We start from the raw sequence: 22,787 nt of genomic DNA on the forward strand, positions 1-22,787 counted from the left end.
CGCCCTTAAACAGTTTAAAAAGGCGACGGGGAGCGGAAGGCTGGCACAGAAGATCAAGCTGTCGACGATCGCGGATGCGCTCGGCGTGTCCACGGCCACCGTGTCCTTGGCACTGCGCGACAGCCCGCTGGTTGCCGGCTCGACACGCGACCGCATCAAGGAACATGCGCGCGCCATCGGCTATATCTACAACCGCCGCGCCGCCAGCCTGCGCACTTCGCGCTCGGGCATTGTCGGTGTCGTCGTCCATGACATCATGAACCCGTTCTTCGCCGAGATTCTGCGCTCGATCGAGAGTGAGCTCGACCGCAGCCGGCAGACCTTCATCCTGTCCAATCACTACGATCAGCTCGAAAAGCAGCGCACCTTCATCGATACATTGCTGCAGCTCGGCGCCGATGGCGTCATCATGTCGCCGGCCATCGGCACGCCGGCGTCCGATATCGTCATGGCCGAGGAGAATGGGCTGCCGGCGGTGCTGATCGCACGCACCGTCGAGGGGGCCGACGTACCGGTGTTTCGCGGCGACGATGCCTATGGCACGGGCCTCGCCACCAATCATCTGATCTCGCTCGGCCACAAGCGCATCGCCATGATCGGCGGCACCGACCAGACCTCGACCGGCCGCGATCGCTACCAGGGCTATGTCAACGCCATGGAGGCGGCCGGGCTGGAGGTCAGACCGTCCTGGCGCATATCGGGCCCGCGCACCAAGCAGGCTGGCTTCGAGGCCGCTGGGCAGTTTCTGGCGCTGAAGGACAGACCGACCGCCGCTTGCTGCTGGAACGACCTCGTCGCCATCGGCCTGATGAACGGCATTGCGCGTGCCGGCCTTGTGCCGGGCGTCGACATCTCCGTTACCGGCTATGATGACCTCGAGGAGGCGGCTATCGCCACGCCGGCGCTGACCACCGTCTGGAATGGCCAGCGCGAGGTCGGCCGCCGCGCCGCGAGCGCGCTGCTCGACAAGCTCAACGGACAGACGGTGCGGCCCTCGCAAGAATTGATCAAGCCGGAACTGCACGTGCGCCAGTCGACCGGCAAGCCGGTGGAGCGTGCATGACCAAGGCCGAACAATTGGAAGCCGTTGCCATTCTGGTGCCGGCGGATTTCAACGATCACGCCGTCGGGCGGATCGAGCGGACATTCAGGCGCGTCGGCATCGAGCGCGCCGATCCGGCGCTGGTCACCGAGGAGATGCGCCGCACGGTGCGTGGCATCGCTTCGTTTGCCGGGATTGGTGCGGCGATGATGGATGCATTACCGAACCTAGAACTCATCGCCTCTTTCGGCGTCGGCTATGATTCGGTCGATGTCGGCCATGCCCGGGCGAAGAACATCATGGTCACCAACACACCCGACGTCCTGACCGAAGAGGTCGCCGACACCGCCATCGGGCTGCTGATCAACACGGTGCGCGACCTGCCGCGTGCCGAGACCTGGTTGCGTGACGGCAGCTGGGCGAAGAAGGGCAACTATCCGCTGAGCCGGCTGACCTTGCGCGCGCGCCGCGTCGGTATTTTCGGCATGGGCCGCATCGGGCAGGCCATTGCCAGGCGGCTGGAGGCCTTCGGCCTGCCGATCGCTTATCACAACCGACGCCGGGTCGAAGGCTTGTCCTTCCAGTACCATGACACGCTGAAGGGCTTGGCCGAGGCAGTCGACACGCTGATTTCGGTGGCGCCTGGCGGTGCTTCGACACAGAAAGCGGTCAATGCCGAGATCCTGTCGGCGCTCGGCGCGAACGGCGTCTTCGTCAACATCGGCCGCGGCAGCACCGTTGACGAGGCGGCGCTTGCGGCCGCTCTCGCCGACGGCACCATCGCCGCCGCAGGCCTCGATGTCTTCGCCGACGAGCCAAATGTCCCCAAGGCGTTGCTCGACTTACCAAACGCCTCTCTGTTGCCGCATGTCGGCTCGGCCTCTGAGCACACACGCCGCGCCATGGCCGATCTGTGCGTCGACAATCTGGTGTCGTGGTTCAGCGACCGCAGGCCGCTGACACCAGTGCCGGAGACGGCGCATGTGAAGGCTCGCCCTTGAGCGGTGGCGCTGCCATAATTATCAACGTCGGATTAACCCTCTGAAATCATTATTCATCCTGTGTGCCGGATGAAGAATGATGAAAACGCTTTCCGCCTTGATCGCCGCCGCCGCGCTATTGGGCGGCATTCAATTGCTTCATGACGGCAGCGGGGCAAGCGCTGCGAATGAGGCCACCCCTTCAAATACCTACAGGCTGGTCGCCAATGGCGATGAGGGCGCCTGCGCGATCACGCGCGGCGCCACGGTCTCGGATGGCCTGTCGCTGCTGACGGTGGCGCCGAATTGCCGACGGCTCCTGCCGGGCCTCGAGCGGGCGAAATTCTGGCGCGAGCAAAGCGACGGAACCGTCGCATTCAGCGCCAACGGCATCGATCCGATCGTCACCTTTGCCGTGGCTGATGGCGATGGCTACGAATCCTACGCGCCGGTCCTACCGTTGCTGTCGCTGGCATCAGGCGGTGGCTTGAAACACCGAGACTGACTACTCCGCCGCCGCCCGTGCGCCGGCTTTCGCGGCGGCATGCAGGCGCACCGCGTCGCCGAAAGCGCGAAAAATCTTGGCGGAATTGCTGTCCGACTTGACCCAGTATTCGGGATGCCACTGGACGCCGACGGCGAAGGCGCGGGCACCCTTGACCGAAACCGCTTCGACCGTGCCGTCGGTCGCGACAGCCTCGATCTCGAGCTTCGATCCCAGCCGGTCGATCGCCTGGCGATGCAAGGAATTGACCTTGATGTCGCCGGCGCCGAACACGCCGGCCAGGCAACTGCCTGGCTTGATCGAAATGGTCTGGTGGATGGCGAAGCGCTCATCCTGTTTGTCGCTCACCGCCGCACGGTGGTCCAGCGACCCCTCGCGCTCCTGGATCTCGGTGCCCAGTGTGCCGCCGAGCGCCACGTTCAATTCCTGGATGCCGCGGCAGATGGCAAGCAGCGGCACGCCGCGCTCGATCGCCTTGCGGATCAGCGGCAGGGTCGTGGAGTCGCGCGCGGTGTCATAGGGCCCGTTCGCTTCGCTGGGATCGCCGCCATAGAGCGAGGGGTCGACGTTGGACTTCGAGCCCGTCAGCATGACGCCGTCGACCGACGACAGAAGCTCGTCGAAGTCCAGCCGGTCGCCGAACGAGGGCACGAGCAGTGGGAAAACGCCGGCACCTACGATTGCTGCTTCCAGATATTGTTGGGGGGCGGCATGCCAGGTGTAGTTGTCGAATTGACGGACGTCGGTCGATATGGCGACGAGCGGCTGCTGCATTTTGTGTCTGTCTTCCATCTGGCAAGGGATGTCCTGCCTTTAAAATAAGCGATCCCATGGTGTTTTTCCAGCCAAGTCTCAGCGTGTCGCATGGGCCACGAAACCGCCTGTTTAGACTATAGTTGCAGGGTCGCATGGCTTTGACACCAAATCCGGCCGCCGTGCTGGACTCGACTCCTTGCCCGTGTATTGTTTCGGCGAACCGATGCGGAGCCCGAGGATTCCCCGAGCGTCGGTTTGTTGGTCCAAAAGGGAGGAACTGCATGGATCGTCGTTCATTTATCCGCAAGGCCGGCGTCACCGGCGTCGGCGCAGCCGCGGCGGCGGCCACGCTCGCCGCACCGGCAATCGCCCAGTCCAACCCCAAGGTGACGTGGCGATTGGCGTCGTCCTTCCCGAAGTCGCTCGACACCATCTATGGCGGGGCCGAAGTGTTCTCCAAGATGCTGTCGGAAGCCACCGACGGCAATTTCCAGATCCAGGTCTTTGCCGCCGGCGAGCTCGTTCCCGGCCTGCAGGCCGCCGACGCCACTACGGCCGGCACGGTCGAGGCCTGCCACACGGTGGCATATTATTACTGGGGCAAGGACCCGACATGGGCGCTGGGTGCGGCGGTGCCGTTTTCACTCAACGCGCGCGGCATGAATGCATGGCACTACCACGGCGGCGGCATCGACCTGTTCAATGAGTTCCTTGCCACGCAAGGTCTGTTCGGCCTGCCGGGCGGCAACACCGGCGTGCAGATGGGTGGCTGGTTCCGCAAGGAGATCAATACCGTCGCCGACCTCTCCGGCCTCAAGATGCGCATCGGCGGCTTTGCCGGCAAAGTGGTGCAGAAGCTCGGCGTCGTGCCGCAGCAGATCGCCGGCGGCGACATCTACCCGGCGCTGGAAAAGGGCACCATCGACGCCGCCGAATGGGTCGGCCCCTATGACGACGAGAAGCTCGGTTTCTACAAGGTCGCGCCCTATTATTACTACCCCGGCTGGTGGGAAGGCGGCCCGACCGTCCACCTGATGTTCAACAAGGCGAAATACGACGAGCTTTCGCCGACCTACAAGTCGCTGCTGCGCACGTGCGCCCAGGCCGCGGACGCCAACATGCTGCAGAAATATGACTATGTGAACCCTCCGGCGGTGAAGCGGCTGGTGGCCGGCGGCGCCAAACTGCGCCCATTCAGCCAAGAGATCATGGCCGCCTGCTTCGAGAAGGCCAACGAGGTCTACGCCGAGATGGAAACCTCGAACGCGCCGTTCAAGAAGATCTGGGAATCGATCAAGGGCTTCCGCAAGGAGCACTATCTCTGGGCGCAGGTGGCCGAATACAATTACGACACCTTCATGATGGTCCAGCAGCGCAACGGCAAGCTGTAGGCGATCGCACTTTGCTTTTCGAAGCCCCGGGGCACTTTTGTTCTCCGGGGCTTTTTTTGCTCGACGCGAAGGCAATTGCCAAATGCCCGAAGCCTGAACCTCAGCCCATGGCTGGCACCACCAGCACCTTCACTTCACCCGGAGCCGGCGGATTGGCGATCACCCTTGGCGCCTCCTCAAGCGTGACTTGCCTGGAGATCAGCCGATCGATCTCGATCACGCCCGCCGCGATAAGCTCGGCGGCGCGGCGATGCGTGTAGGGATTGAGGAATGAGCCCACTACCTTCAGTTCGCGGAACAACAGGTCGAAGGGCTCGAATTCCGCCTTCATGCCTTGCGGCGTCACGCCGACGATGACGACGGTGCCGCCCGCCCTTGCCAGCCGCATCGACTGCTCGACGGTCTCGCGCACACCGGCGCATTCGAACACCACGTCGGCTCCGCCAGGCATCAGTCCGGCCGGACTGGTGACGGCGTCGATCACATCGGTGGCGGTGGGATCGACCGAAGCCGTCGCACCGAGTTCCCTGGCAAGAGCGCGCCGCGAGGCTTGCCGTGTCGAGAGGATGATGGTGGTGGCCCCGGCCAGCCGCGCCAGTTGAACTGTAAGCAGGCCAATGACGCCGCCGCCGAGCACGACCACGGAGCTGCCGGGCCTGACCTCGGCAACGTCGACACCGTGCAGGCAGCAGCCGAGCGGCTCGCAGAAAGCACCATGTGTTGGCTTCAGATCCGCGGGAAGGACAAAGGCCTGTTTCCGCGGCATCACCACATAGTCGGCAAAGCCGCCGTCGCGGTGGATGCCGATGGCGGTGAGATTGCTGCATAAATTGACGTGGCCGGCATGGCAATGGCCGCAGCGCCCGCAGGCGATGTTGGGATCGCCGGTGACGCGGTCGCCGACGGCAAAGCCGGAGACGGCGATGCCGACTTCCTCGATGATGCCGGAGAATTCGTGCCCGGGTGTTACTGGCGGCCTGCAGGGAAACTCGCCGTGGAAAAGATGCCGGTCGGTGCCGCAGACACCGCATGCCTCGATCCGCACCAGGAGGTCGTCCGGGCCAGGGACCGGCTTGGCGATCTCGCGCAACGAGATGCTGCCTACTGCCTCCAACCGCACGGCTTTCATGGCATCGTTTCCATCAATTGAAGCTCGGCGGTTGCGACAGGTCCGGCGCGGGTGCAGCCGGCTTGGCCGGCGGCGCATCGCCGAAATTCGGCGGCTGCGACAGATCGGGCGTGCCGGGTGCCGTCGTTGCGGCGCCGCTATTGGCAGGCGCGCCGCCACCTTCCGGCGCGCCGAGCGGCGACAGGCTGGGCACCTCGGGAACCGTGTAGTCGATCGTGCCGGAATCGACGGCCGTGCCCTTGTAGCGCATCACCATCTGCGGGAAGGCGATGGTCAGGCCGATCATGATCACCTGGATGCAGACGAACGGCACCGCGCCCCAATAGATCTGGCCCGTTGTCACTGGCGCGATCTGCTTGCCGGTCAGGCGATCGAGATAGGGCACGCGGGAGGCGACCGAGCGCAGGTAGAACAGCGCGAAGCCGAATGGCGGATGCATGAAGCTGGTCTGCATGTTGACGCCCAGGAGCACGCCGAACCAGATCAGGTCGATGCCGAGCTTGTCGGCCGCCGGCGCCAGTAGCGGCACGATGATGAAGGCCAGTTCGAAGAAATCGAGAAAGAAGGCGAGGAAGAAGACCAGGATGTTGACGCCGATCAGGAAGCCGACTTCGCCGCCCGGCAGCGAGGTCAAAAGATGCTCGACCCAGATCTGGCCGTTGACGCCGTAGAAGGTCAGCGAGAACACCCGCGCGCCGATCAAGATGAACAGCACGAAGGACGACAGCCGCGTCGTCGAGGCCAGCGCCTGCTTGATCACATCCATCGACAGCCGGCCCTTCATTGCCGCCATCGCCAGCGCGCCGACCGCGCCCATCGCGCCGCCCTCGGTTGGGGTGGCTATGCCGAGGAAGATAGTGCCGAGCACCAGGAAGATCAGCGCCAGCGGCGGGATCAGCACGATCACGACTTGCTGCGCCAACCGCGACATCATGTTGATGTTCAGGCTGCGGTCGAGGATCGCTACGATGTAGATGAAGATGACGCCGACCGTCGCGCCGAGAATATCGGCATTGTCGCCATGAGCGGGCACTAGGTAACGGTAGGCGGCATAGGCGATCGCAATGGCCGCTATCAACGCGATCAGCAACGACACCACGCCATGGCCGAGCGTCCGCGCCTCGAACGGCAGGGCCGGCATCGACTTTGGTCGGACGATCGACATGATCACGATGTAAAGTGTGTATAGGCCGGTCAGCACCAGGCCGGGGATCAGGGCGCCGGCATACATGTCGCCGACAGAGCGGCCGAGCTGGTCGGCGAGAACGATCAGCACCAGCGACGGCGGAATGATCTGGGCGAGCGTGCCCGAGGCAGCGATGACGCCGGATGCCACCCGGCGGTCGTAACCGTAGCGCAGCATGATTGGCAGCGAGATCAGCCCCATGGCGATGACGGACGCCGCCACCACGCCTGTGGTCGCCGCCAGCAGTGCGCCGACGAAGATCACCGCGTAGGCGAGGCCGCCTCGGACGGGTCCGAACAACTGGCCGATCGTGTCGAGCAGGTCTTCGGCCATCCCCGATCGTTCGAGCACGATGCCCATGAAGGTGAAGAACGGAATCGCCAGCAGCGTGTCGTTCGACATCACCCGGCTGCCGTAGAAATTGTCCGGCAGCGCATAGAGCAGCGGCCAGGCGAGATTGATCGCGCCGCCCGAATAGGGCGTCAAAAGCACACCGATGAAGAAGAACATCAGACCGTTGGCGGCGAGCGAAAAGGCGACGGGATAGCCGATCAGCATGAACAGGATCAGCGAGGCGAACATGATCGGCGCCATGTTCTGGGCGATGAATTCCATCACGAACGCACCTCTTCGGCCAGCGCCTTGGCTTCGAGTTCAGCCTGTTCGTGCACGGAAATGAATGGGTTGGGATCCTCAATGACGCCGCGCATGATGGCGATCTTCTTGATGATCTCGGAAATGCCCTGCAGCGCGAGCAGGAAAAAGCCGACCAGCAGGATCGCCTTGGCCGGCCACACGATCAGGCCGCCGGCGTTGGTCGACATCTCGCCGCTGTGAAAGGACAGCGACACGTAGGGCACGAAATAGAACACCATCAGCGTTACGAACGGCATCAGGAAAAAGACGTGGCCGAAGAGGTCGATCCAGTGCTGCGCGCGGCGTGAAAACAGGCCGTAGACGATGTCGATGCGGATATGCTCGTTCTGTTTCAACGTGTAGGCGGCGGCCAGCATGAAGGCGGCGCCGAAAAGGTACCATTGCAGCTCCAGCCAGGCGTTGGACGAGGTGTCGAACACTTTTCGGATGACCGCGTTGGCCGCACTCACCAGGATCGCCAGCAGGATCAGCCAGGATACCGATTTGCCGATGAACTCGTTCATACGATCGATCGTTCTGGATAGAGCGAGAAGCCCTGCCATGCATTCCTCCCTGATGCGGTGGCGCGCGATCGCCCTTCTTCGTCGCGCCGCCTGGCCCAACCGTATGCAGTGCGTGGTCCGGTTGGTCAACACGGGGAGGAAGGATGCAGGCCATTTGGCGCGCGCGGTACCCTGGAAAACCGCGGCCTGACGAAACGTCATGCAACCAAAGTCTGACGGGATCAGACGACCTTGCCGGTGTCGCGACCGGCGCCGATCAGGATAAGCATGGCAACCAGGAACAGATACATCCAGGCATCTCGCCATTCGACTGGGAAATAGCCGGCCCACAGTGATTCGGCCATGCCGAAAACGGCCGCGCCCAGCGCCGCCTTTGGCGGCGAGAGATAACCGCCGACGGCCGTCACGAACAGGATCTTCAGACCGTAGACAAGGCCGGAACCGAAGCTGACATTGCCGTAGTAGAGGCTGGCCATGACCCCGGCCAGCGCGGCGCAGAAGCCGCCAAACAGTACGGCACGCCGGAACACGCCGCGCACGTCGACGCCGCACAGCGCGGCGGCCCTGGGGTCGTCGGAGACGGCGCGCCAGCACCGGCCGAACTTTGAGCGGGCAAATGCCCAGGTGGCGAGGGCAACCGCCGCCACGACCACGGCGCAGTCGAGCACCTGGATCAGCGTCAGCGTCGCCTTGAATCCGGAACCTTCGGCGAAAACGACGGGCTCGGCCAGCATCGGCGGCAGCCATAGATCATGCGTGTCGGCGGCGATGCGGCTTGCTTCCGACAGGACGAGCAGGATGCCAAGTGTCGTCACCACGATGGCGTTGGGCGATCGGTCGGCCAACGGCTCGAAGACGCCGCGCGACAGGACATGGCTGATGAGCGCCGCATAGAGGAACGCCGCGAGGACGCCGAACAGCACCGAAGCCAGCAGCGTCAGCCACAGCACCTGGTAGCCGAAGGCGACGCTCAGGATCATTGCCTGGCCGCAAAAGGCAAACAGCGCCCCGAAGGCGAGGTTGGTGCGGTGCAGAATGCCGTTGGTCAGCACATAGCCGAAGGCGAGCAGCGCATAGAGCGCACCCGAATGCAGCCCGTTCAGCACCTGCTGGAAGAAGTAAAACATGCTCGACTACACCAGAAGTATCCCGCCCAAGAGGGAAATAGGACAGGCGCGGAGCGGACAAGGCGACAATACCCCTGCGCATCCGAGCTTTGCATCGTCGAATCTAACTTGTCAAACGCGATTTATCGGTTAGATATTCGGAAATGACAGTCGCCTGGACTCCTCACCGCTTCACCGGCGGTCTGCTCGCGCTCGACACGGCGAACACCGTCGTGCTGCGAGGCGATCCGGAGCGCACGTTCGACCGCTTCGACGATCCGGCCGAAATCGCCCGCTTCGCCGACGCGGCCAGCGGCTTTCGCGCCGCCGAGCTTGGCGACAGGCGGCTGGCGGTGCCCTCGCCGGCGGCAATCGCGCCCGTCGTGCTGTCGATCCGCGAGACGACTGATAGGCTGTTTCGAGGCGCTGTGTCGAAAGGCGCGGTCGCCACCGCCGATCTGCCGGAATTCCTGCGGTCCTGCGCCGACGGCCTGGCCGCCGGCGAGACCGAGATCGGGGCGCGGGGACGGCCGTTCGGCGATCCGGCGACGCCGATCGCCTTCGAGGCGGCACTAGCGGTTTCGGCGCTTTCCCTGCTGCGTGACGACACCATAGCGAGGCTCAGGATCTGTCCCAATTGCACCTGGCTGTTCGTCGACAGAAGCCGCAATTCCAGCCGCCTTTGGTGCGACATGGCGGTGTGCGGCAACAGGCAAAAGGCAAGCCGTCACTATCGCCGCCGCATGGCGGCCAATGAGGTCAGGAATGCCTAGAGTTCTTTCCCGCTCGACGGTTGTTGGCGCGGCACTGATTGCAGCGATGACGCTTGGCGCTTGCCGGGATACCGGCGGTGAAGGCAAGCTGTTCGAAGTTTCCGGCAAGATATTCGTCTTCAACTACCGCCTCGCCAGGGCGACCTATGTCGTGACGCTGAGGCCCTTGCGGCCGATGGGCGAGGGTCAGGTGGCGGTTGCCAGCTTCCAGAACCCCGCCGGTGGTGATCCCATCGTGGTCGAGCAGAAGATCTGGCCAAAGCTCGACAAGGTCAGCCTGGAAAGCCCGGCGCTGACCTGCGTCGTCAAGAACAAGCCCTATGCCATCGCCATCAGCATCAAGGGCGCCGACGGCGCGGTCCTGCAGACCCTCGACACCACGCTGATGTCGACGGAAGACCAGTCCATCCTGCCCGATCGGCCGCTGGTCATCGACCAGCTCTACACGGCCAATCCCGCCCTTGTCGGCCATCCCGACGGCAAGCTCCCGGGCGAGCCGAAGCCGGACTGCTCGAAAGCCGGCTGACACCTTCCGACGGCATCGAGTTCGGCTGGAAATTTCGTGCGCCATCGCGCTGTCGGCGCACCGTTTCACGCGTGGTCCAGCGCCCGCCGAACTGTTTGTCGCGCCTTGGCCGGGCCTTTCGATTTTGTTTGACCTGCCTTGCAAGGGAAGAAAGGATGCGTCATCCGATCCCGACGTTGGCTGCTGCCCCGCGCGGCCTTCGCAGAGGAAATGCCTGATGACGCTGCATGATGTCGCGCTCGACGACAAGTTCGATCTTGGAAAGGAGCGCATCTTCCTGTCCGGCGCTCAGGCGGTCATCCGCATGCTCCTGATGCAGCGCGAGCGGGACCGCCGCGCCGGCCTGAACACGGCAGGCTTCGTCTCCGGCTATCGCGGGTCGCCGCTCGGCGGCCTCGACATGCAGCTGTGGAAGGCGAAAAAGCAGCTCGCCGGGGCCGACATCGTTTTCCAGCCCGGCCTCAACGAAGAGCTGGCCGCCACCGCCTGCTGGGGCTCGCAGCAGACGGAACTGCTGGGCGAGGGTACCCATGATGGCGTTTTTTCGGTCTGGTACGGCAAGGGGCCGGGCGTCGATCGTTCGGGCGACGTGTTCCGCCACGCCAATCTCGCCGGCTCGTCCAGACATGGCGGCGTCCTTGCGCTCATGGGCGACGACCACATGGCCGAATCCTCGACCAATGCGCACGCCACCGAATTCCTCTTCGTCGACACCATGGTTCCGATCCTCAATCCGGCCGGTGTCCAGGAGATCATCGACTACGGCCTGTACGGCTTTGCCATGTCGCGCTTCGCCGGCACCTGGGCGGCGATCAAATGCGTCAAGGACAACATCGAATCGACGGCTTCGGTCGATGCCTCGCTCGAACGGTTGAACATCGTCGTCCCGGATTTCGATATGCCGCCGGGCGGCCTCAACATCCGCCACGAGATCGACATGCTCGGCCAGGAAGAACGGCTGTATGAGCACAAGCGTGCCGCGGCCTCCGCCTTCATCCATGCCAATGGGCTGAACAGGATCGTCTATTCGGGCGGCCGCAATCCGAAACTCGGCATCATCACGCTGGGCAAGAGCTATCTCGACGTCCGCCAGGCGCTGGAGGATATCGGCGTCGACGAGGCGGCCGCCAACCGCATCGGCGTGCGGCTGTTCAAGGTCGGCTGCCCCTGGCCGCTCGACCTGCAGCACATCGCCGACTTCGCGCGCGGTCTCGACACCATCGTTGTCGTCGAGGAGAAACGCTCGCTGATCGAGGTGCAACTGCGCGAAAGCCTTTACGGCACGGCCTCGCAGCCGGTCATCGTCGGCAAGAAGGACGAGCGCGGCGACTGGCTGTTTCCAGCCAAGGGGGCGCTCGACCCCAACGAGATCGCCATTGCGCTCGGCGAGAGGATCCTGAAGACCATCGGCCCGTCCGAAGAGATTTCGGCCAGGGTAGCCAAGCTACGCCAGTTCCAGGCGATGCTGGCCGATGCCTCCGACATCGGCTCGCGCACACCCTTCTTCTGTTCGGGCTGTCCGCACAATTCCTCGACCAAGGTGCCGGACGGTTCGATCGCCGCCGCCGGCATCGGCTGCCACTTCATGGCGCTGTGGATGGATCGTAACACAGTTGGCTTTACCGCCATGGGCGGCGAGGGAGCGCAATGGGTCGGCCAGGCGCCGTTCTCCAGGCGCGACCACATCTTCCAGAATCTCGGCGACGGCACCTACAACCATTCCGGCACGCTGGCGATCCGCTTCGCCCTGTCGAGCGAGGCCAACATCACCTACAAGATCCTCTACAACGACGCCGTCGCCATGACTGGCGGCCAGCCGCATGAGGGCGGGCTGACGGTGGACATGATCGCCAGGCAGGTGCGGGCAGAGGGCGTCGACCGCATCGCCATCGTCACCGACGAACCCGACAAATATGCCGGGAAGGTTGAATTCCCGGCCGGCGCCACTATCCACCACCGCGACGACCTCGACCTCGTCCAGCGCGAGCTGCGCGACGTCAAGGGCGTATCGATCCTGCTCTACGACCAGACCTGCGCCGCCGAAAAGCGCCGTCGTCGCAAGCGCGGCACCTTTCCCGATCCCGACAAGCGCGTCTTCATCAACGAGCTGGTCTGCGAAGGCTGCGGCGATTGCGGCGTCCAGTCGAACTGCGTCTCGATCCAGCCGATCGAGACCGAATTCGGCCGCAAGCGCAAGATCGACCAGTCGAGCTGCAACAAGGATTTCTCCTGCGTCAACGGCTTCTGCCCGTCCTTCGTCACCGTGCACGGTGCCAAGATCCGCAAGGCCGAGGGCCTGGCTGGCGGGACCGACCCGCTTGAAGGCGTGCCGATGCCAGCCGAATTCCCGCTCGGCGTCGAGGGCTGGGCGGCGATTATCGACGGCGTAGGCGGCACCGGCGTCGTCACCGTCGGTGCCGTGCTCGGCATGGCGGCGCATCTCGAGAACAAGGGCTGCGGCATGATCGACATGGCCGGCCTCGCCCAGAAGGGCGGCTCGGTGTTCACCCATGTCCGCATCGCCCGTACACCCGAAGACATTAATGCCATCCGCGTTTCGGCGGGGAAGGCCGACCTCGTGCTCGGCTGCGATCTCGTCGTGTCGGGCGCCAAGAAGGTGCTGACGGCGGTGCGAGAGGGGCATACGATATTCCTCGCCAACACCGCCGAGATCATGCCAGGCGAATTTGCCCGATCGGCCGATTTCTCGCTGCCGATCGAGCGCCTGAAGAAGGCTATCCGCTCAGCGGCCGGTGACGACAAGGCGCATTTCTTCGACGCCACCCGCACCGCCACAGCCCTGTTCGGCAATTCGCTGGGCGCCAACATGTTCATGCTCGGCTTTGCCTTCCAGTACGGCGGTCTGCCGCTCTCGGCCGAAGCCGTCGAAAAGGCAATCGAATTGAACGGCGAAGCGGTGGCGATGAACATCGCTGCTTTCCGCTGGGGCCGCCGCGCCGCGCATCAGCCGGATTTCGTACGCGGCCTCATCGCCCAGCCGTCCCCAACCCTCGGCGACAAGGCCGGACAGGCCGGTCCGGTCGCCGAGACACTGGACGATATCATCGCCCGCCGCGTTGCCTTCCTCACGGCCTATCAGAACGCTGCTTACGCCAAGCGCTACGCCGACAGGATATCGACGCTGCAAGCGTCAGAAACGAAGGCCGTGCCGGGTTCGACCGACGTGACCGAAGCCGCCGCCAAAAGCCTGTTCAAGCTGATGGCGATCAAAGACGAATACGAGGTTGCGCGGCTCTATACCGACGGCTCCTTCGCAGCCGAGCTTGGCAAGCAGTTCCAGAGCTACGAGAAACTTGAATTCCATCTCGCCCCGCCGATCATGGGACGTCGCGGCAATGACGGCAAACCCAGGAAATCGAGCTTCGGCCCTTGGATGATGAAAGGCTTTCGCCTGCTGGCCGCGATGAAGGGCCTGCGCGGCACGGCTTTCGACCTGTTCGGCTATACCGCCGAGCGGCGCATGGAGCGGCAATTGCTGGCGCAGTACGAGGCCGATCTACAGCTCGTGGCCAGCTTGCTGGCGCCGGGCAAGATCGAGGCCGCGGCAGCCCTGGTCTCGGTCCCGGGGCTGATCCGCGGCTATGGCCATGTCCGGCAGGCAAGCGCCGAAAAGGCGGCGGGCGAGCGCTCCAGACTGCTCCAGCGACTGACCCAAACCATGCCGGTACCGGTTCTCAGTGCAGCTGAGTGATTTCCCCACTCGGGCCCGAAGCCTGCCGCAGCTTCCTCTCGTCGCGGCGGGCGGGCCGAAGCCATAGCTTAAGCCCTCTGTCTAAGCCTTTCTTAAGGCGGTTGTGGCATGACAAGGCTTAGCGTTGGGCCGATCATATGGGCAAAACAAAGACCGAAAGCATCCCCGCGGATGTCTATATCCAATTTGTGCGGTCGTTGTTCGACAACGCGCACATGTTGGTGATCGGTGGCGCGTGCTACTGGATCCTTGGATTCATGATCTACCTGCGCACGCAAAATCCGTTGTTTCTGGCCTTTTCTTTTATTCTGCTGCCGATCAGCCTTCTGCGTTATTTCGGTATCCGCAGCTTCCTGAAGACGGGCGGCGTGATTGCCGATGTCGAACACGCACACCGATTGGAGCGCAGTTACATCCTCAAGGGCTGCTTGCAGGGCCTCGGATTGGGTGCGCTGTGCTTCGTGTCGATCTATGTGTATCCCGACCCATTCGCCGAACTGGCGGCAATGTCGCTGACCCTGGCGACCCTGGTCACGGTTGTCGCCCGCAATTACGGGTCTCCGCGCATGGTGCGGATTTTTTCGGTAACCTTCATCGGTCCGGCGGCGCTAGCGCTGCTGCTGCGTCTGGATGCACCGTCCGTGGTCCTCGGTCTAATGATCTTCCCGATGACGTTTATTACCATCAACAGCGCCGACCATGTTCGCAATGTACTGTTTTCGGCGGTCATCGGCCACAAGCAGGCGAAAAGCATAACGCGCAAGTTCGACCGCGCGCTCAACACCATGTCGCACGGCCTGGTCATGCTTGGCCCTGATGGGCGCGTCGCGGTCGCCAACGCAGAGGCCGCCCACCTGATGTCGCTGAAATCGGCCGACGCGCTGCTCGGGCGCTCCATCCACGGCCTTCTGATGCGCGGCGTCGCCGGCGGAATGTTGGCGCCGAAGGACTGCCGCTACGTCGAGGCGCAGCTGACGCGCGCGTTGCGCGAGGGCAGGGACCGCAAGGTGCTTGTTTCGCTCGCCAACGGCCAGCATTACGAATTCTCCGCGCGCGAAGGCAGCCAGGAACTCGGCGTGATCACCTTCGAGGATGTCACGGCGCGCGTTGAGGCGGAGGAAAAGATCCGTTTCATGGCGCGCTACGACAATCTCACCGGCCTTCCCAACCGCGCCTATTTCCACGAACTCGTCGGCGAACTGATGGCCTCCGGCGACCGGGATCGCCTGTGCGGTCTCGCCGTGATCGACCTCGACGATTTCAAGAGCGTCAACGACACGCTCGGCCATCCCGTCGGCGACGGGCTGATCTACGCCGTGGCGGACCGGCTGGCGGCCATCGCCGGGCAGGGCCTTACCGTCAGCCGCTTCGGAGGCGACGAGTTCATGCTGTTCTTCGACCGCATCGATGACGAAAGCCATCTGGAGAGCCTGCTCGACCAGATTTTCGCCGAGTTGCAGGGAGAAGTCGACGTGGCGGGCCACGGGTTGCGGATTCAGGCCAGCGCCGGCGCGGTGCTGTCCAAGGTCGGCGGAACCGATGTTGACGCCATGATCGTCAAGGCGGACCTGGCGCTCTACAAGGCCAAGGAACTCGGCAAGAACGGTTGGCGGCTGTTCGAGGCGGCGATGGATGCCGCTTTCCGCAATCGCCAGCTGATGAAGGCGGATCTGCGCAGCGCCGTGGAAGGCAGGGAACTGCGGGTCGTCTACCAGCCGATCGTGGCGATGAATACCATGCGCATCGCCAGCTGCGAGGCGCTCTGCCGTTGGGACCATCCCGATCTCGGACCGATTTCGCCCGGGATCTTCATTCCGCTGGCCGAGGAGATGGGCATCATTTCCGAGATCAGCACCTTTGTGCTGCATGCAGCTTGCACCGAATGCGCCAAATGGCCTGACCAGACCAGCGTCTCGGTCAATCTCTCGGCAAGAGATTTCCGCAGCCGCGACGTCATCCAAAAGGTGCGCGATGCGTTGGCGAACTCCGGCCTCGACGCTAGCCGCCTGGAGATCGAAGTCACGGAAACCGCGCTGCTCGACGACAAATCCCTGACCCGCCAGTATATCGAGGAACTGAAGCAGCTTGGCGTCCGCATCGCCCTCGACGATTTCGGCACCGGCTATTCAAGCCTGAGCTATCTCCACAAGCTTCCGCTCGACAAGATCAAGATCGACCGGTCGTTCGTGATGGACGTCACCCACAACCCGCGCTCGCTCGAGCTGTTGAAGGGCGTCGTCGACCTGACCCGTGTCCTGGGGCTCACCGTCACCATCGAAGGCGTGGAAACATTCGAGCAGCTTAAGGTCCTCATGCATTCGGTGAAGCCGGATCTTGTCCAAGGCTTCCTGTTCGGCGCTGCGCTCAGCGCGTCGGGCATCGAAACGATGTCGAACGTCACCTGGCCGTTTGCCGCGGATTTGCGTCTCGCCGCCAAGCGCACAGTCGGCTAGCTTTTCATCGTATATCTCTTGCCACTCCGAAGTTGATAAGCGCGTTGCTTGGATCGTGTCGCGGGTGCGAGCCGGAATATTCTATCGGCCGCGAAAAAATCCAAGCAAAGCGCGCAGTAGTTTTGGTCCGATTTTGAAGAAGCGAAAAGGTTTGACCGGCTCGGTGCATCTGTCAAAGCGGAACGCTCCAGTGCTTTTCGCGCCCAACTTTGCAGCGCCCTTCATAGGAATGGAAGGCTTGGATTAGAACGTCCAGGCTGCTCCTTCAGCAACCACCCCGCAGCCAAGGATCTCCGGCTGTTAAGGTTAACAAGTGGTAAACCAGTTGGGTCCGATTTTCGGCTTGTGTCTCATTTCAACTCGCATAGCCTGTCTACCGGCGGATACGAGGACTTGAGAATGGATGCTGCGAGAAACGATGCGCGGGCTGGCGCCAGTTCCAATGCTGGGTCGGCGCTGAACCAGTCGATCATGCAATTGCTGGAGCATGTCGACTACCGTCTCATCACTGGAGGCGAGGACCTGGAGGCGATATACCGCCTTCGCTATCAATCCTACCTGCAATCGGGCATGTGCGGCCCGATCGCCAGCGGGATGTTCGAGGATCGCTGGGATAATCTGCCGAATTCCTATAGGTTCGGCGTCTATTTCGATGGACACCTGGTCAGCACGTTACGGCTCCACTACATTTCCCGAGAGCACCCTTATTCACCGTCCGTCGACGCCTATCCGGAAATATTGGCCGAGCGGCTTGCCCGCGGAGAGACGTTCATCGACGGGACTCGCTTCGCAACCGATGCCGACAGTGCGCCCGCGCCCGGAGTTCTCCCTTTTCTGACGCTCCGGCTTGGCATGGTGGCCGCCTCTTACTTTGGTCTCACTGCAGTGCTTACACCGATCAAGATCGAGCATTCCGCTTACTATGCTCGTATCTTCCATGCCATTCAGAGGACAGAGGGCAAGGTGTTCCCGGGTGTCCTTGCCCCGATCGCTCTGTTCGAAATCCCCTGCGGCGAAAACTTGCGCCAGACACTCGAACGGTTCCCGTTCTTTAAGTCGACAGCCGTGGAACAGCGGATGATGTTCGCCAATCCGGCCATCAACCGGCTGACGCCGCTGTCCATAGTGCCGACGGCGAAATACTATCGCGATGCTGCTTGAACGGGCGTCGTCCTTGTATCTGAACCTTCCCGCGGCTTCGCCGTTATAGGGAGCGGCATCGCCATCGAGTATCGCCGCGATCCTGCCCAACGGGCATTTCGCCCCGGGCTCCTGTCGCATTCTTCGTGGGAAGGAATACGGTCATGACCATCCACTCGCTCGCGCTCACACCGCTGATTTCGCTGATCGCCGGCGTGCTGATCCTGATCATGCCGCGGCTCCTGAACTACATCGTCGCGCTCTATCTGATTGTGGTTGGGCTGCTCGGGCTTTTTCCTCACCTTGTTGGCTGAGACGCTGGGCAGGGCCTCGCGCAAAAGCCATCCCCGCGGGCATCGACCGCCAGTTTCAATTTTCCCTTGAGGGAGTTGTCGGCTGCGATGCGGCAATAGCGCCATTGCCCTGCGCCCAGCTTTTCGGTATGTGCCTGAAAGATGTCTTCGAAGGGGTATTCCTATGGCTGAGCACACGCCGAGCGGTCCTGTAGAACTGGGCGCGAAGATGGACTATGCCGGGCATGACCGCACCTATGCGGGCTTCCTGGCGCTGGCCAAATATGGCTCGCTCTTCTGCGGCGCGCTTCTCCTGGCGATGGCTTTCGGCTTCTTCGCGGGCGGCTTCTTCTCTGCGCTGATCCTGTTCGTGCTTATTCTGGCAGTAGGCGCCTTCATTCTGCGATAGACATTCCAAAACCCTCTTGCGGTTGATGTCGCCGGATATCCCGGACGAGACTTCGCGCAGACAGGTTCCGGCCGAAAGGATCATGCGGTGGGACAGACGGTTTTCATCCCTCGTGAGCTTGACGCGAACGAGCCGCGTGTCGCGGCTTCGCCCGATACGGTTAAGCGGCTGACGGCGCTGGGTTTCGACGTGGTCGTCGAAGCCGGTGCCGGCACACGCTCGCGTATCCCCGACGAAGAGTTTGCCAAGACAGGTGCTGTCGTCGGCAAGGCCTCGGACGTCGCCAAGGCCGATGTCGTGCTGAAGGTTCGCCGGCCGACGGATGCCGAGCTGAAGAGTTACAAGTCTGGCGCCGCGGTGATCGCCATCATGGATCCCTACGGCAACGATGCGGCTCTCGCGGCCTTGGCCAAAGCCGGCGTCACCGCCTTCTCGATGGAGTTGATGCCGCGCATCACCCGCGCGCAATCGATGGACGTCCTGTCCAGCCAGGCCAATCTTGCCGGCTACCAGGCGGTGATCGACGGAGCCGCCGAATACGACCGGGCGCTGCCGATGATGATGACGGCTGCTGGCACGGTGCCGGCGGCGAAGGTCTTCATCATGGGCGTCGGCGTCGCTGGCCTGCAGGCGATCGCCACCGCGCGCCGTCTCGGCGCGGTCGTCACCGCCACTGACGTTCGGCCCGCCGCCAAGGAACAGGTCGCCTCGCTCGGCGCGAAGTTCCTCGCGGTCGAGGACGAGGAGTTCAAGGCCGCCGAGACGGCCGGCGGCTACGCCAAGGAAATGTCGAAGGAGTATCAGGCCAAGCAGGCGGCGCTCACCGCCGAACACATCGCCAAGCAGGACATCGTCATCACCACGGCGCTGATCCCCGGCCGGCCGGCGCCGAAGCTGGTGTCGGCGGCGATGGTCGCCTCGATGAAGCCGGGTTCGGTGATCATCGACCTCGCCGTCGAGCGTGGCGGCAATGTCGAGGGCGCCGAGGCCGGCAAGATAGTCACCACGGCCAGCAACGTGAAGATCGTCGGTCATCTCAACGTGCCAGGTCGCATCGCGGCATCCGCCTCGCTGCTTTATGCCAGGAACCTGTTCGCCTTCGTCGAGACGCTCGTCGACAAGACGACCAAGACGCTTGCCATCAATCGCGAGGACGATCTGGTCAAGGCAACCATGCTGACTGATGGCGGCAAGGTGGTCCATCCCGCCTTCGCCAAGGCCGACCAGCAGCCTTATATCGAGCCGGCCGCGATCCCGGCCACGACCATGGTCGCCGATGCCACGGCCGCGCCCAGGAAGGCCGCGCCCGGGAAGACAGCCGCATCCAAGTCACTCTCGCCGAAGCCGAAAGGGACCGCGTGATGGACCAGACCTTGCAGAAAGCCTTGGATCAGCTCGACCAGGCAAGCGCTGCCGTTCGGCTCGCGGTGCAGAACCTGGGCAATGCCCCAGGCGGTGCCGAGGCGGCCGGTGATGCCGCGCACGCGCTGTCGGGCGGGGCCATCGATCCCTTCGTTTTCCGTTTCGCCATCTTCATCCTGGCGATCTTCGTCGGCTATTACGTCGTCTGGTCGGTTACCCCGGCATTGCACACGCCGCTGATGGCCGTCACCAACGCCATCTCCTCGGTCATCGTGGTCGGTGCGCTGCTCGCCGTCGGCATCGCGGCCTCCGGCGTCGCCGCCGGCTTCGGTTTCGTCGCGCTGATGCTGGTCTCGGTCAACATCTTCGGCGGTTTCCTCGTCACCCAGCGCATGCTGGCCATGTACAAGAAGAAGGACAAGTGACGTGACCGTCAATCTCGCCTCCTTCCTCTATCTGGTATCCGGCGTCCTGTTCATCATGGCGTTGCGCGGCCTCTCGCATCCGACCACCAGCCGGCAGGGCAATCTCTACGGCATGATCGGCATGGGCATCGCCATTGCCACCACGCTGGCGCTGGCAACCCCGTCCGCCGGCCGTTTCGGTCTGATCGTGCTTGGCCTCGCCATCGGCGGCGGCATCGGCGCCGTCACCGCCCGCCGCATTGCCATGACCTCGATGCCGCAGCTGGTCGCCGCCTTCCATAGCCTAGTCGGCCTTGCCGCCGTCATGGTGGCGGCCGCGGCCATCTATGCGCCTGAAAGCTTCGGCATCGGCACGGATGGCGACATCCATGCCCAGGCACTGGTCGAGATGAGCCTCGGCGTCGCCATCGGCGCCATCACCTTCACCGGCTCAGTCATTGCCTTCCTGAAGCTCGACGGTCGCATGTCGGGCAAGCCGATCATGATCGGCGGCCGTCACGTCATCAACGCTGCGCTTGGCGTGGCGCTGATCGTACTGATCGTCCTGCTGGTCACCACGGAATCGAAACTGGTGTTCTGGCTGATCGTTGCCGCCTCGCTGGTGCTCGGCGTGCTCCTGATCATCCCGATCGGTGGCGCCGACATGCCGGTCGTCGTGTCGATGCTGAATTCCTATTCCGGTTGGGCGGCCGCCGCCCTTGGCTTCACGCTCGGCAATCTTGCGCTGATCATCACCGGCGCGCTGGTAGGCTCGTCGGGCGCGATCCTGTCCTACATCATGTGCAAGGGCATGAACCGGAGCTTCATCTCCGTCATCCTCGGCGGCTTCGGCGGCGAGACCGCCGCTGCGGCTGATGACGGCATCGAGCGCACCGTCAAGCAAGGTTCGGCCGATGATGCCGCCTACCTGATGATGAACGCGCAGAAGGTTATCATCGTACCGGGTTACGGCATGGCGGTCGCCCAGGCGCAGCACGCGCTGCGTGAAATGGCCGACAAGCTCAAGGCCAATGGCGTCGACGTCAAATACGCCATCCATCCCGTCGCCGGCCGCATGCCCGGCCACATGAATGTGCTGCTCGCCGAAGCCAACGTGCCTTACGACGAAGTGTTCGAGCTCGAGGACATCAACTCAGAGTTTGCCCAGGCCGACGTCGCGTACGTCATCGGCGCCAACGACGTCACCAACCCCTCCGCGCGCGACGACAAGTCGTCGCCCATCTACGGCATGCCGATCCTCGACGTCGATAAGGCCCGCACCTGTCTGTTCGTCAAGCGCTCGCTCGGCTCCGGCTATGCCGGCATCGACAACACGCTGTTCTACAAGGACGGCACCATGATGCTGCTCGGCGACGCCAAGAAGATGACCGAGGAAATCGTCAAGGCAATGGATCACTGACTGGCCGATCTTGACCGTCGAATAGAAAGAGCCCGGTCGATGCCGGGCTCTATAATTTTGGCGTGATGCTGCCTTCAGCCGTTGGTCAGGAACACCGCTTCCTCGTCATCGCGCTGCCTGCCGCCGAGCGCCGCGGCCGCACTGGCGATGAAGGCGCCGATAACCAGCGACAAGGCGCCGAGAAGAGCGAAAGTGGCGCTTGCTTTCCTGGCCGTGTCGGCCGCCTGCTTCGCCTTGACCTTTGCGTCCTGCGCCTTCGCCAGCACCGTGTCGACACGCGTCTTGGCATCAGCCTCGGAAAGGCCGGTGCGTGCGGCGACCAATTGCGCAAGATAGGTCTTGTCTTCCGCCGAGACGTCGCCGGCGACGGCGCCGGCGATCAGGATCCGCGAGGCCTGGCCGGCCGCCGCGGCTTCGTCAGCAGGATTGGCGGCGGCGAGCTTGGCCGGATCGGCCGGGCGGAACAGGGAATCCACCAGATAGGAGGTCGCATTGTCGGTCGATGCACCGCTGGCATTCGCCGAGGCCCCGGCCGACGCGCCCATGGCGGCTCCCGAGGCCACGGTGGACGCGGCCTGTACACCTGAACCAATCGCGGCGGAAAGCGCCGAGCCAAGCACGCCGGCGACCAGCAAGGTGGCTAGCGCCCAGGCGAGAAACCCGTGCGCGGTGTCACGGAAATAGACTTCATCGGTGTGGATGCCGACCCATTTGGTCCTCAACCGGCCCGCAAGGTAGCCGCCTACACCGGCGGACAGCCACTGCACGATCACCAGCCAGACGGCGGTGGAAACCGCGAAGGTGGTGATCGACGCGCCAGACCCCGACCATGGTGAAACCATGCTGAGCCCAAGGCCTGAGCCGAGCAACATGAGGATGAACGTCAACGTCGAGGCCGCGAAAGCGCCGGCGATGATCGGTCCCCAACTGACGGCGGTGGAGGACGATTCCGTGGAAGCGGATACGTCGACAGCCGATAGGGTGGACTGCATGGACGCCCCCTACCGTACGAACAGCATGATGAGGATGATGATCGGAAT

At 63.4% G+C, this 22,787-nt stretch carries 20 protein-coding genes; 14 read left to right on the top strand and 6 right to left on the bottom strand.

From position 1 onward, the window contains the following. The first annotated feature begins 40 nt into the window (after positions 1–40). The 3 genes from ACVWWD_RS10360 to ACVWWD_RS10370 all read left to right on the top strand — a co-directional run bounded on the left by ACVWWD_RS10360 (position 41) and on the right by ACVWWD_RS10370 (position 2,527). Positions 41–1,063 (top strand): LacI family DNA-binding transcriptional regulator, encoded by a 1,023-nt coding sequence (locus ACVWWD_RS10360; RefSeq protein WP_023772401.1) that lies wholly within the window; start codon positions 41–43, stop codon positions 1,061–1,063. Further along, the gene (locus ACVWWD_RS10365; RefSeq protein WP_023772403.1) at positions 1,060–2,043 is read left to right on the top strand and encodes a 2-hydroxyacid dehydrogenase; all 984 of its coding nucleotides are present in this window, start codon (positions 1,060–1,062) and stop codon (positions 2,041–2,043) included. Before ACVWWD_RS10360 ends, ACVWWD_RS10365 begins: the two co-directional genes overlap by 4 nt. Before the next feature lie 79 nt (positions 2,044–2,122). Beyond that, positions 2,123–2,527, top strand: a complete 405-nt coding sequence (locus tag ACVWWD_RS10370) for a hypothetical protein (RefSeq protein ID WP_352550062.1) — start codon at positions 2,123–2,125, stop codon at positions 2,525–2,527. Here ACVWWD_RS10370 and ACVWWD_RS10375 read toward each other — a convergent pair whose 3' ends face one another. Then, complete coding sequence (locus ACVWWD_RS10375; protein WP_023781714.1) at positions 2,528–3,301, bottom strand: gamma-glutamyl-gamma-aminobutyrate hydrolase family protein; 774 nt, start codon at positions 3,299–3,301, stop codon at positions 2,528–2,530. Between the two features lie 263 nt (positions 3,302–3,564). Between ACVWWD_RS10375 and ACVWWD_RS10380 the strand changes: the two genes are divergently transcribed. Next, the gene (locus ACVWWD_RS10380) at positions 3,565–4,674 is read left to right on the top strand and encodes a TRAP transporter substrate-binding protein (RefSeq protein WP_023781713.1); all 1,110 of its coding nucleotides are present in this window, start codon (positions 3,565–3,567) and stop codon (positions 4,672–4,674) included. Positions 4,675–4,774: 100 nt separating this feature from the next. Here ACVWWD_RS10380 and ACVWWD_RS10385 read toward each other — a convergent pair whose 3' ends face one another. The 4 genes from ACVWWD_RS10385 to ACVWWD_RS10400 all read right to left on the bottom strand — a co-directional run bounded on the left by ACVWWD_RS10385 (position 4,775) and on the right by ACVWWD_RS10400 (position 9,276). Continuing rightward, positions 4,775–5,803, bottom strand: a complete 1,029-nt coding sequence (locus ACVWWD_RS10385; RefSeq protein ID WP_352550033.1) for a zinc-dependent alcohol dehydrogenase family protein — start codon at positions 5,801–5,803, stop codon at positions 4,775–4,777. 13 nt (positions 5,804–5,816) lie between these two features. Beyond that, entirely contained in the window at positions 5,817–7,604 is a 1,788-nt protein-coding gene (locus ACVWWD_RS10390) for a TRAP transporter large permease (RefSeq protein ID WP_352550061.1), read from the bottom strand. Beyond that, on the bottom strand, positions 7,604–8,188 hold the full coding sequence (locus ACVWWD_RS10395; RefSeq protein WP_023781710.1) for a TRAP transporter small permease subunit: 585 nt from the start codon (positions 8,186–8,188) through the stop codon (positions 7,604–7,606). Before ACVWWD_RS10395 ends, ACVWWD_RS10390 begins: the two co-directional genes overlap by 1 nt. Positions 8,189–8,370: 182 nt before the next feature. Further along, on the bottom strand, positions 8,371–9,276 hold the full coding sequence (locus tag ACVWWD_RS10400) for a branched-chain amino acid ABC transporter permease (protein ID WP_352550032.1): 906 nt from the start codon (positions 9,274–9,276) through the stop codon (positions 8,371–8,373). A gap of 143 nt (positions 9,277–9,419) precedes the next feature. Between ACVWWD_RS10400 and ACVWWD_RS10405 the strand changes: the two genes are divergently transcribed. The 10 genes from ACVWWD_RS10405 to ACVWWD_RS10450 all read left to right on the top strand — a co-directional run bounded on the left by ACVWWD_RS10405 (position 9,420) and on the right by ACVWWD_RS10450 (position 21,747). Next, complete coding sequence (locus tag ACVWWD_RS10405; protein WP_023772410.1) at positions 9,420–10,028, top strand: CGNR zinc finger domain-containing protein; 609 nt, start codon at positions 9,420–9,422, stop codon at positions 10,026–10,028. After that, positions 10,021–10,554 (top strand): hypothetical protein, encoded by a 534-nt coding sequence (locus tag ACVWWD_RS10410; RefSeq protein ID WP_023792949.1) that lies wholly within the window; start codon positions 10,021–10,023, stop codon positions 10,552–10,554. The genes ACVWWD_RS10405 and ACVWWD_RS10410 overlap by 8 nt, the downstream gene beginning before the upstream one ends. A gap of 217 nt (positions 10,555–10,771) precedes the next feature. After that, complete coding sequence (locus ACVWWD_RS10415; protein ID WP_352550030.1) at positions 10,772–14,266, top strand: indolepyruvate ferredoxin oxidoreductase family protein; 3,495 nt, start codon at positions 10,772–10,774, stop codon at positions 14,264–14,266. Between the two features lie 137 nt (positions 14,267–14,403). Further along, positions 14,404–16,719, top strand: coding sequence for a putative bifunctional diguanylate cyclase/phosphodiesterase (locus ACVWWD_RS10420; protein ID WP_015314282.1), 2,316 nt, complete (start codon positions 14,404–14,406; stop codon positions 16,717–16,719). Between the two features lie 471 nt (positions 16,720–17,190). Further along, positions 17,191–17,880, top strand: coding sequence for an N-acyl amino acid synthase FeeM domain-containing protein (locus ACVWWD_RS10425; RefSeq protein WP_245273780.1), 690 nt, complete (start codon positions 17,191–17,193; stop codon positions 17,878–17,880). 143 nt (positions 17,881–18,023) lie between these two features. Continuing rightward, positions 18,024–18,173, top strand: coding sequence for a DUF3096 domain-containing protein (locus tag ACVWWD_RS10430; protein ID WP_023772413.1), 150 nt, complete (start codon positions 18,024–18,026; stop codon positions 18,171–18,173). 163 nt (positions 18,174–18,336) lie between these two features. Next, complete coding sequence (locus ACVWWD_RS10435) at positions 18,337–18,561, top strand: aa3-type cytochrome c oxidase subunit IV (RefSeq protein ID WP_352550029.1); 225 nt, start codon at positions 18,337–18,339, stop codon at positions 18,559–18,561. A gap of 87 nt (positions 18,562–18,648) precedes the next feature. Next, positions 18,649–19,923 carry a Re/Si-specific NAD(P)(+) transhydrogenase subunit alpha gene (locus ACVWWD_RS10440; protein ID WP_023781705.1) on the top strand — a complete coding sequence of 425 codons (1,275 nt, stop codon included), beginning with the start codon at positions 18,649–18,651 and terminating at the stop codon, positions 19,921–19,923. After that, complete coding sequence (locus tag ACVWWD_RS10445) at positions 19,923–20,348, top strand: proton-translocating transhydrogenase family protein (RefSeq protein ID WP_032922026.1); 426 nt, start codon at positions 19,923–19,925, stop codon at positions 20,346–20,348. The genes ACVWWD_RS10440 and ACVWWD_RS10445 overlap by 1 nt, the downstream gene beginning before the upstream one ends. 1 nt (position 20,349) lies before the next feature. After that, complete coding sequence (locus tag ACVWWD_RS10450; RefSeq protein WP_023772416.1) at positions 20,350–21,747, top strand: NAD(P)(+) transhydrogenase (Re/Si-specific) subunit beta; 1,398 nt, start codon at positions 20,350–20,352, stop codon at positions 21,745–21,747. Between the two features lie 74 nt (positions 21,748–21,821). On the opposite strand, the gene ACVWWD_RS10455 is transcribed toward ACVWWD_RS10450, so the two are convergent. After that, the gene (locus ACVWWD_RS10455) at positions 21,822–22,739 is read right to left on the bottom strand and encodes a membrane protein (RefSeq protein ID WP_023772417.1); all 918 of its coding nucleotides are present in this window, start codon (positions 22,737–22,739) and stop codon (positions 21,822–21,824) included. Positions 22,740–22,787 lie beyond the last annotated feature (48 nt).

The organism is Mesorhizobium sp. URHB0026 (assembly GCF_054059755.1).

Coding starts and splice junctions, on each gene's coding strand:
- ACVWWD_RS10365 (WP_023772403.1), top strand. CDS start 1,060: ATGACCAAGGCCGAACAATTGGAAGCCGTTGCCATTCTGGTGCCGGCG.
- ACVWWD_RS10370 (WP_352550062.1), top strand. CDS start 2,123: ATGAAAACGCTTTCCGCCTTGATCGCCGCCGCCGCGCTATTGGGCGGC.
- ACVWWD_RS10375 (WP_023781714.1), bottom strand. CDS start 3,301: ATGCAGCAGCCGCTCGTCGCCATATCGACCGACGTCCGTCAATTCGAC.
- ACVWWD_RS10380 (WP_023781713.1), top strand. CDS start 3,565: ATGGATCGTCGTTCATTTATCCGCAAGGCCGGCGTCACCGGCGTCGGC.
- ACVWWD_RS10385 (WP_352550033.1), bottom strand. CDS start 5,803: ATGAAAGCCGTGCGGTTGGAGGCAGTAGGCAGCATCTCGTTGCGCGAG.
- ACVWWD_RS10390 (WP_352550061.1), bottom strand. CDS start 7,604: ATGGAATTCATCGCCCAGAACATGGCGCCGATCATGTTCGCCTCGCTG.
- ACVWWD_RS10395 (WP_023781710.1), bottom strand. CDS start 8,188: ATGGCAGGGCTTCTCGCTCTATCCAGAACGATCGATCGTATGAACGAG.
- ACVWWD_RS10400 (WP_352550032.1), bottom strand. CDS start 9,276: ATGTTTTACTTCTTCCAGCAGGTGCTGAACGGGCTGCATTCGGGTGCG.
- ACVWWD_RS10405 (WP_023772410.1), top strand. CDS start 9,420: ATGACAGTCGCCTGGACTCCTCACCGCTTCACCGGCGGTCTGCTCGCG.
- ACVWWD_RS10410 (WP_023792949.1), top strand. CDS start 10,021: ATGCCTAGAGTTCTTTCCCGCTCGACGGTTGTTGGCGCGGCACTGATT.
- ACVWWD_RS10415 (WP_352550030.1), top strand. CDS start 10,772: ATGACGCTGCATGATGTCGCGCTCGACGACAAGTTCGATCTTGGAAAG.
- ACVWWD_RS10420 (WP_015314282.1), top strand. CDS start 14,404: ATGGGCAAAACAAAGACCGAAAGCATCCCCGCGGATGTCTATATCCAA.
- ACVWWD_RS10425 (WP_245273780.1), top strand. CDS start 17,191: ATGCAATTGCTGGAGCATGTCGACTACCGTCTCATCACTGGAGGCGAG.
- ACVWWD_RS10430 (WP_023772413.1), top strand. CDS start 18,024: ATGACCATCCACTCGCTCGCGCTCACACCGCTGATTTCGCTGATCGCC.
- ACVWWD_RS10435 (WP_352550029.1), top strand. CDS start 18,337: ATGGCTGAGCACACGCCGAGCGGTCCTGTAGAACTGGGCGCGAAGATG.
- ACVWWD_RS10445 (WP_032922026.1), top strand. CDS start 19,923: ATGGACCAGACCTTGCAGAAAGCCTTGGATCAGCTCGACCAGGCAAGC.
- ACVWWD_RS10455 (WP_023772417.1), bottom strand. CDS start 22,739: ATGCAGTCCACCCTATCGGCTGTCGACGTATCCGCTTCCACGGAATCG.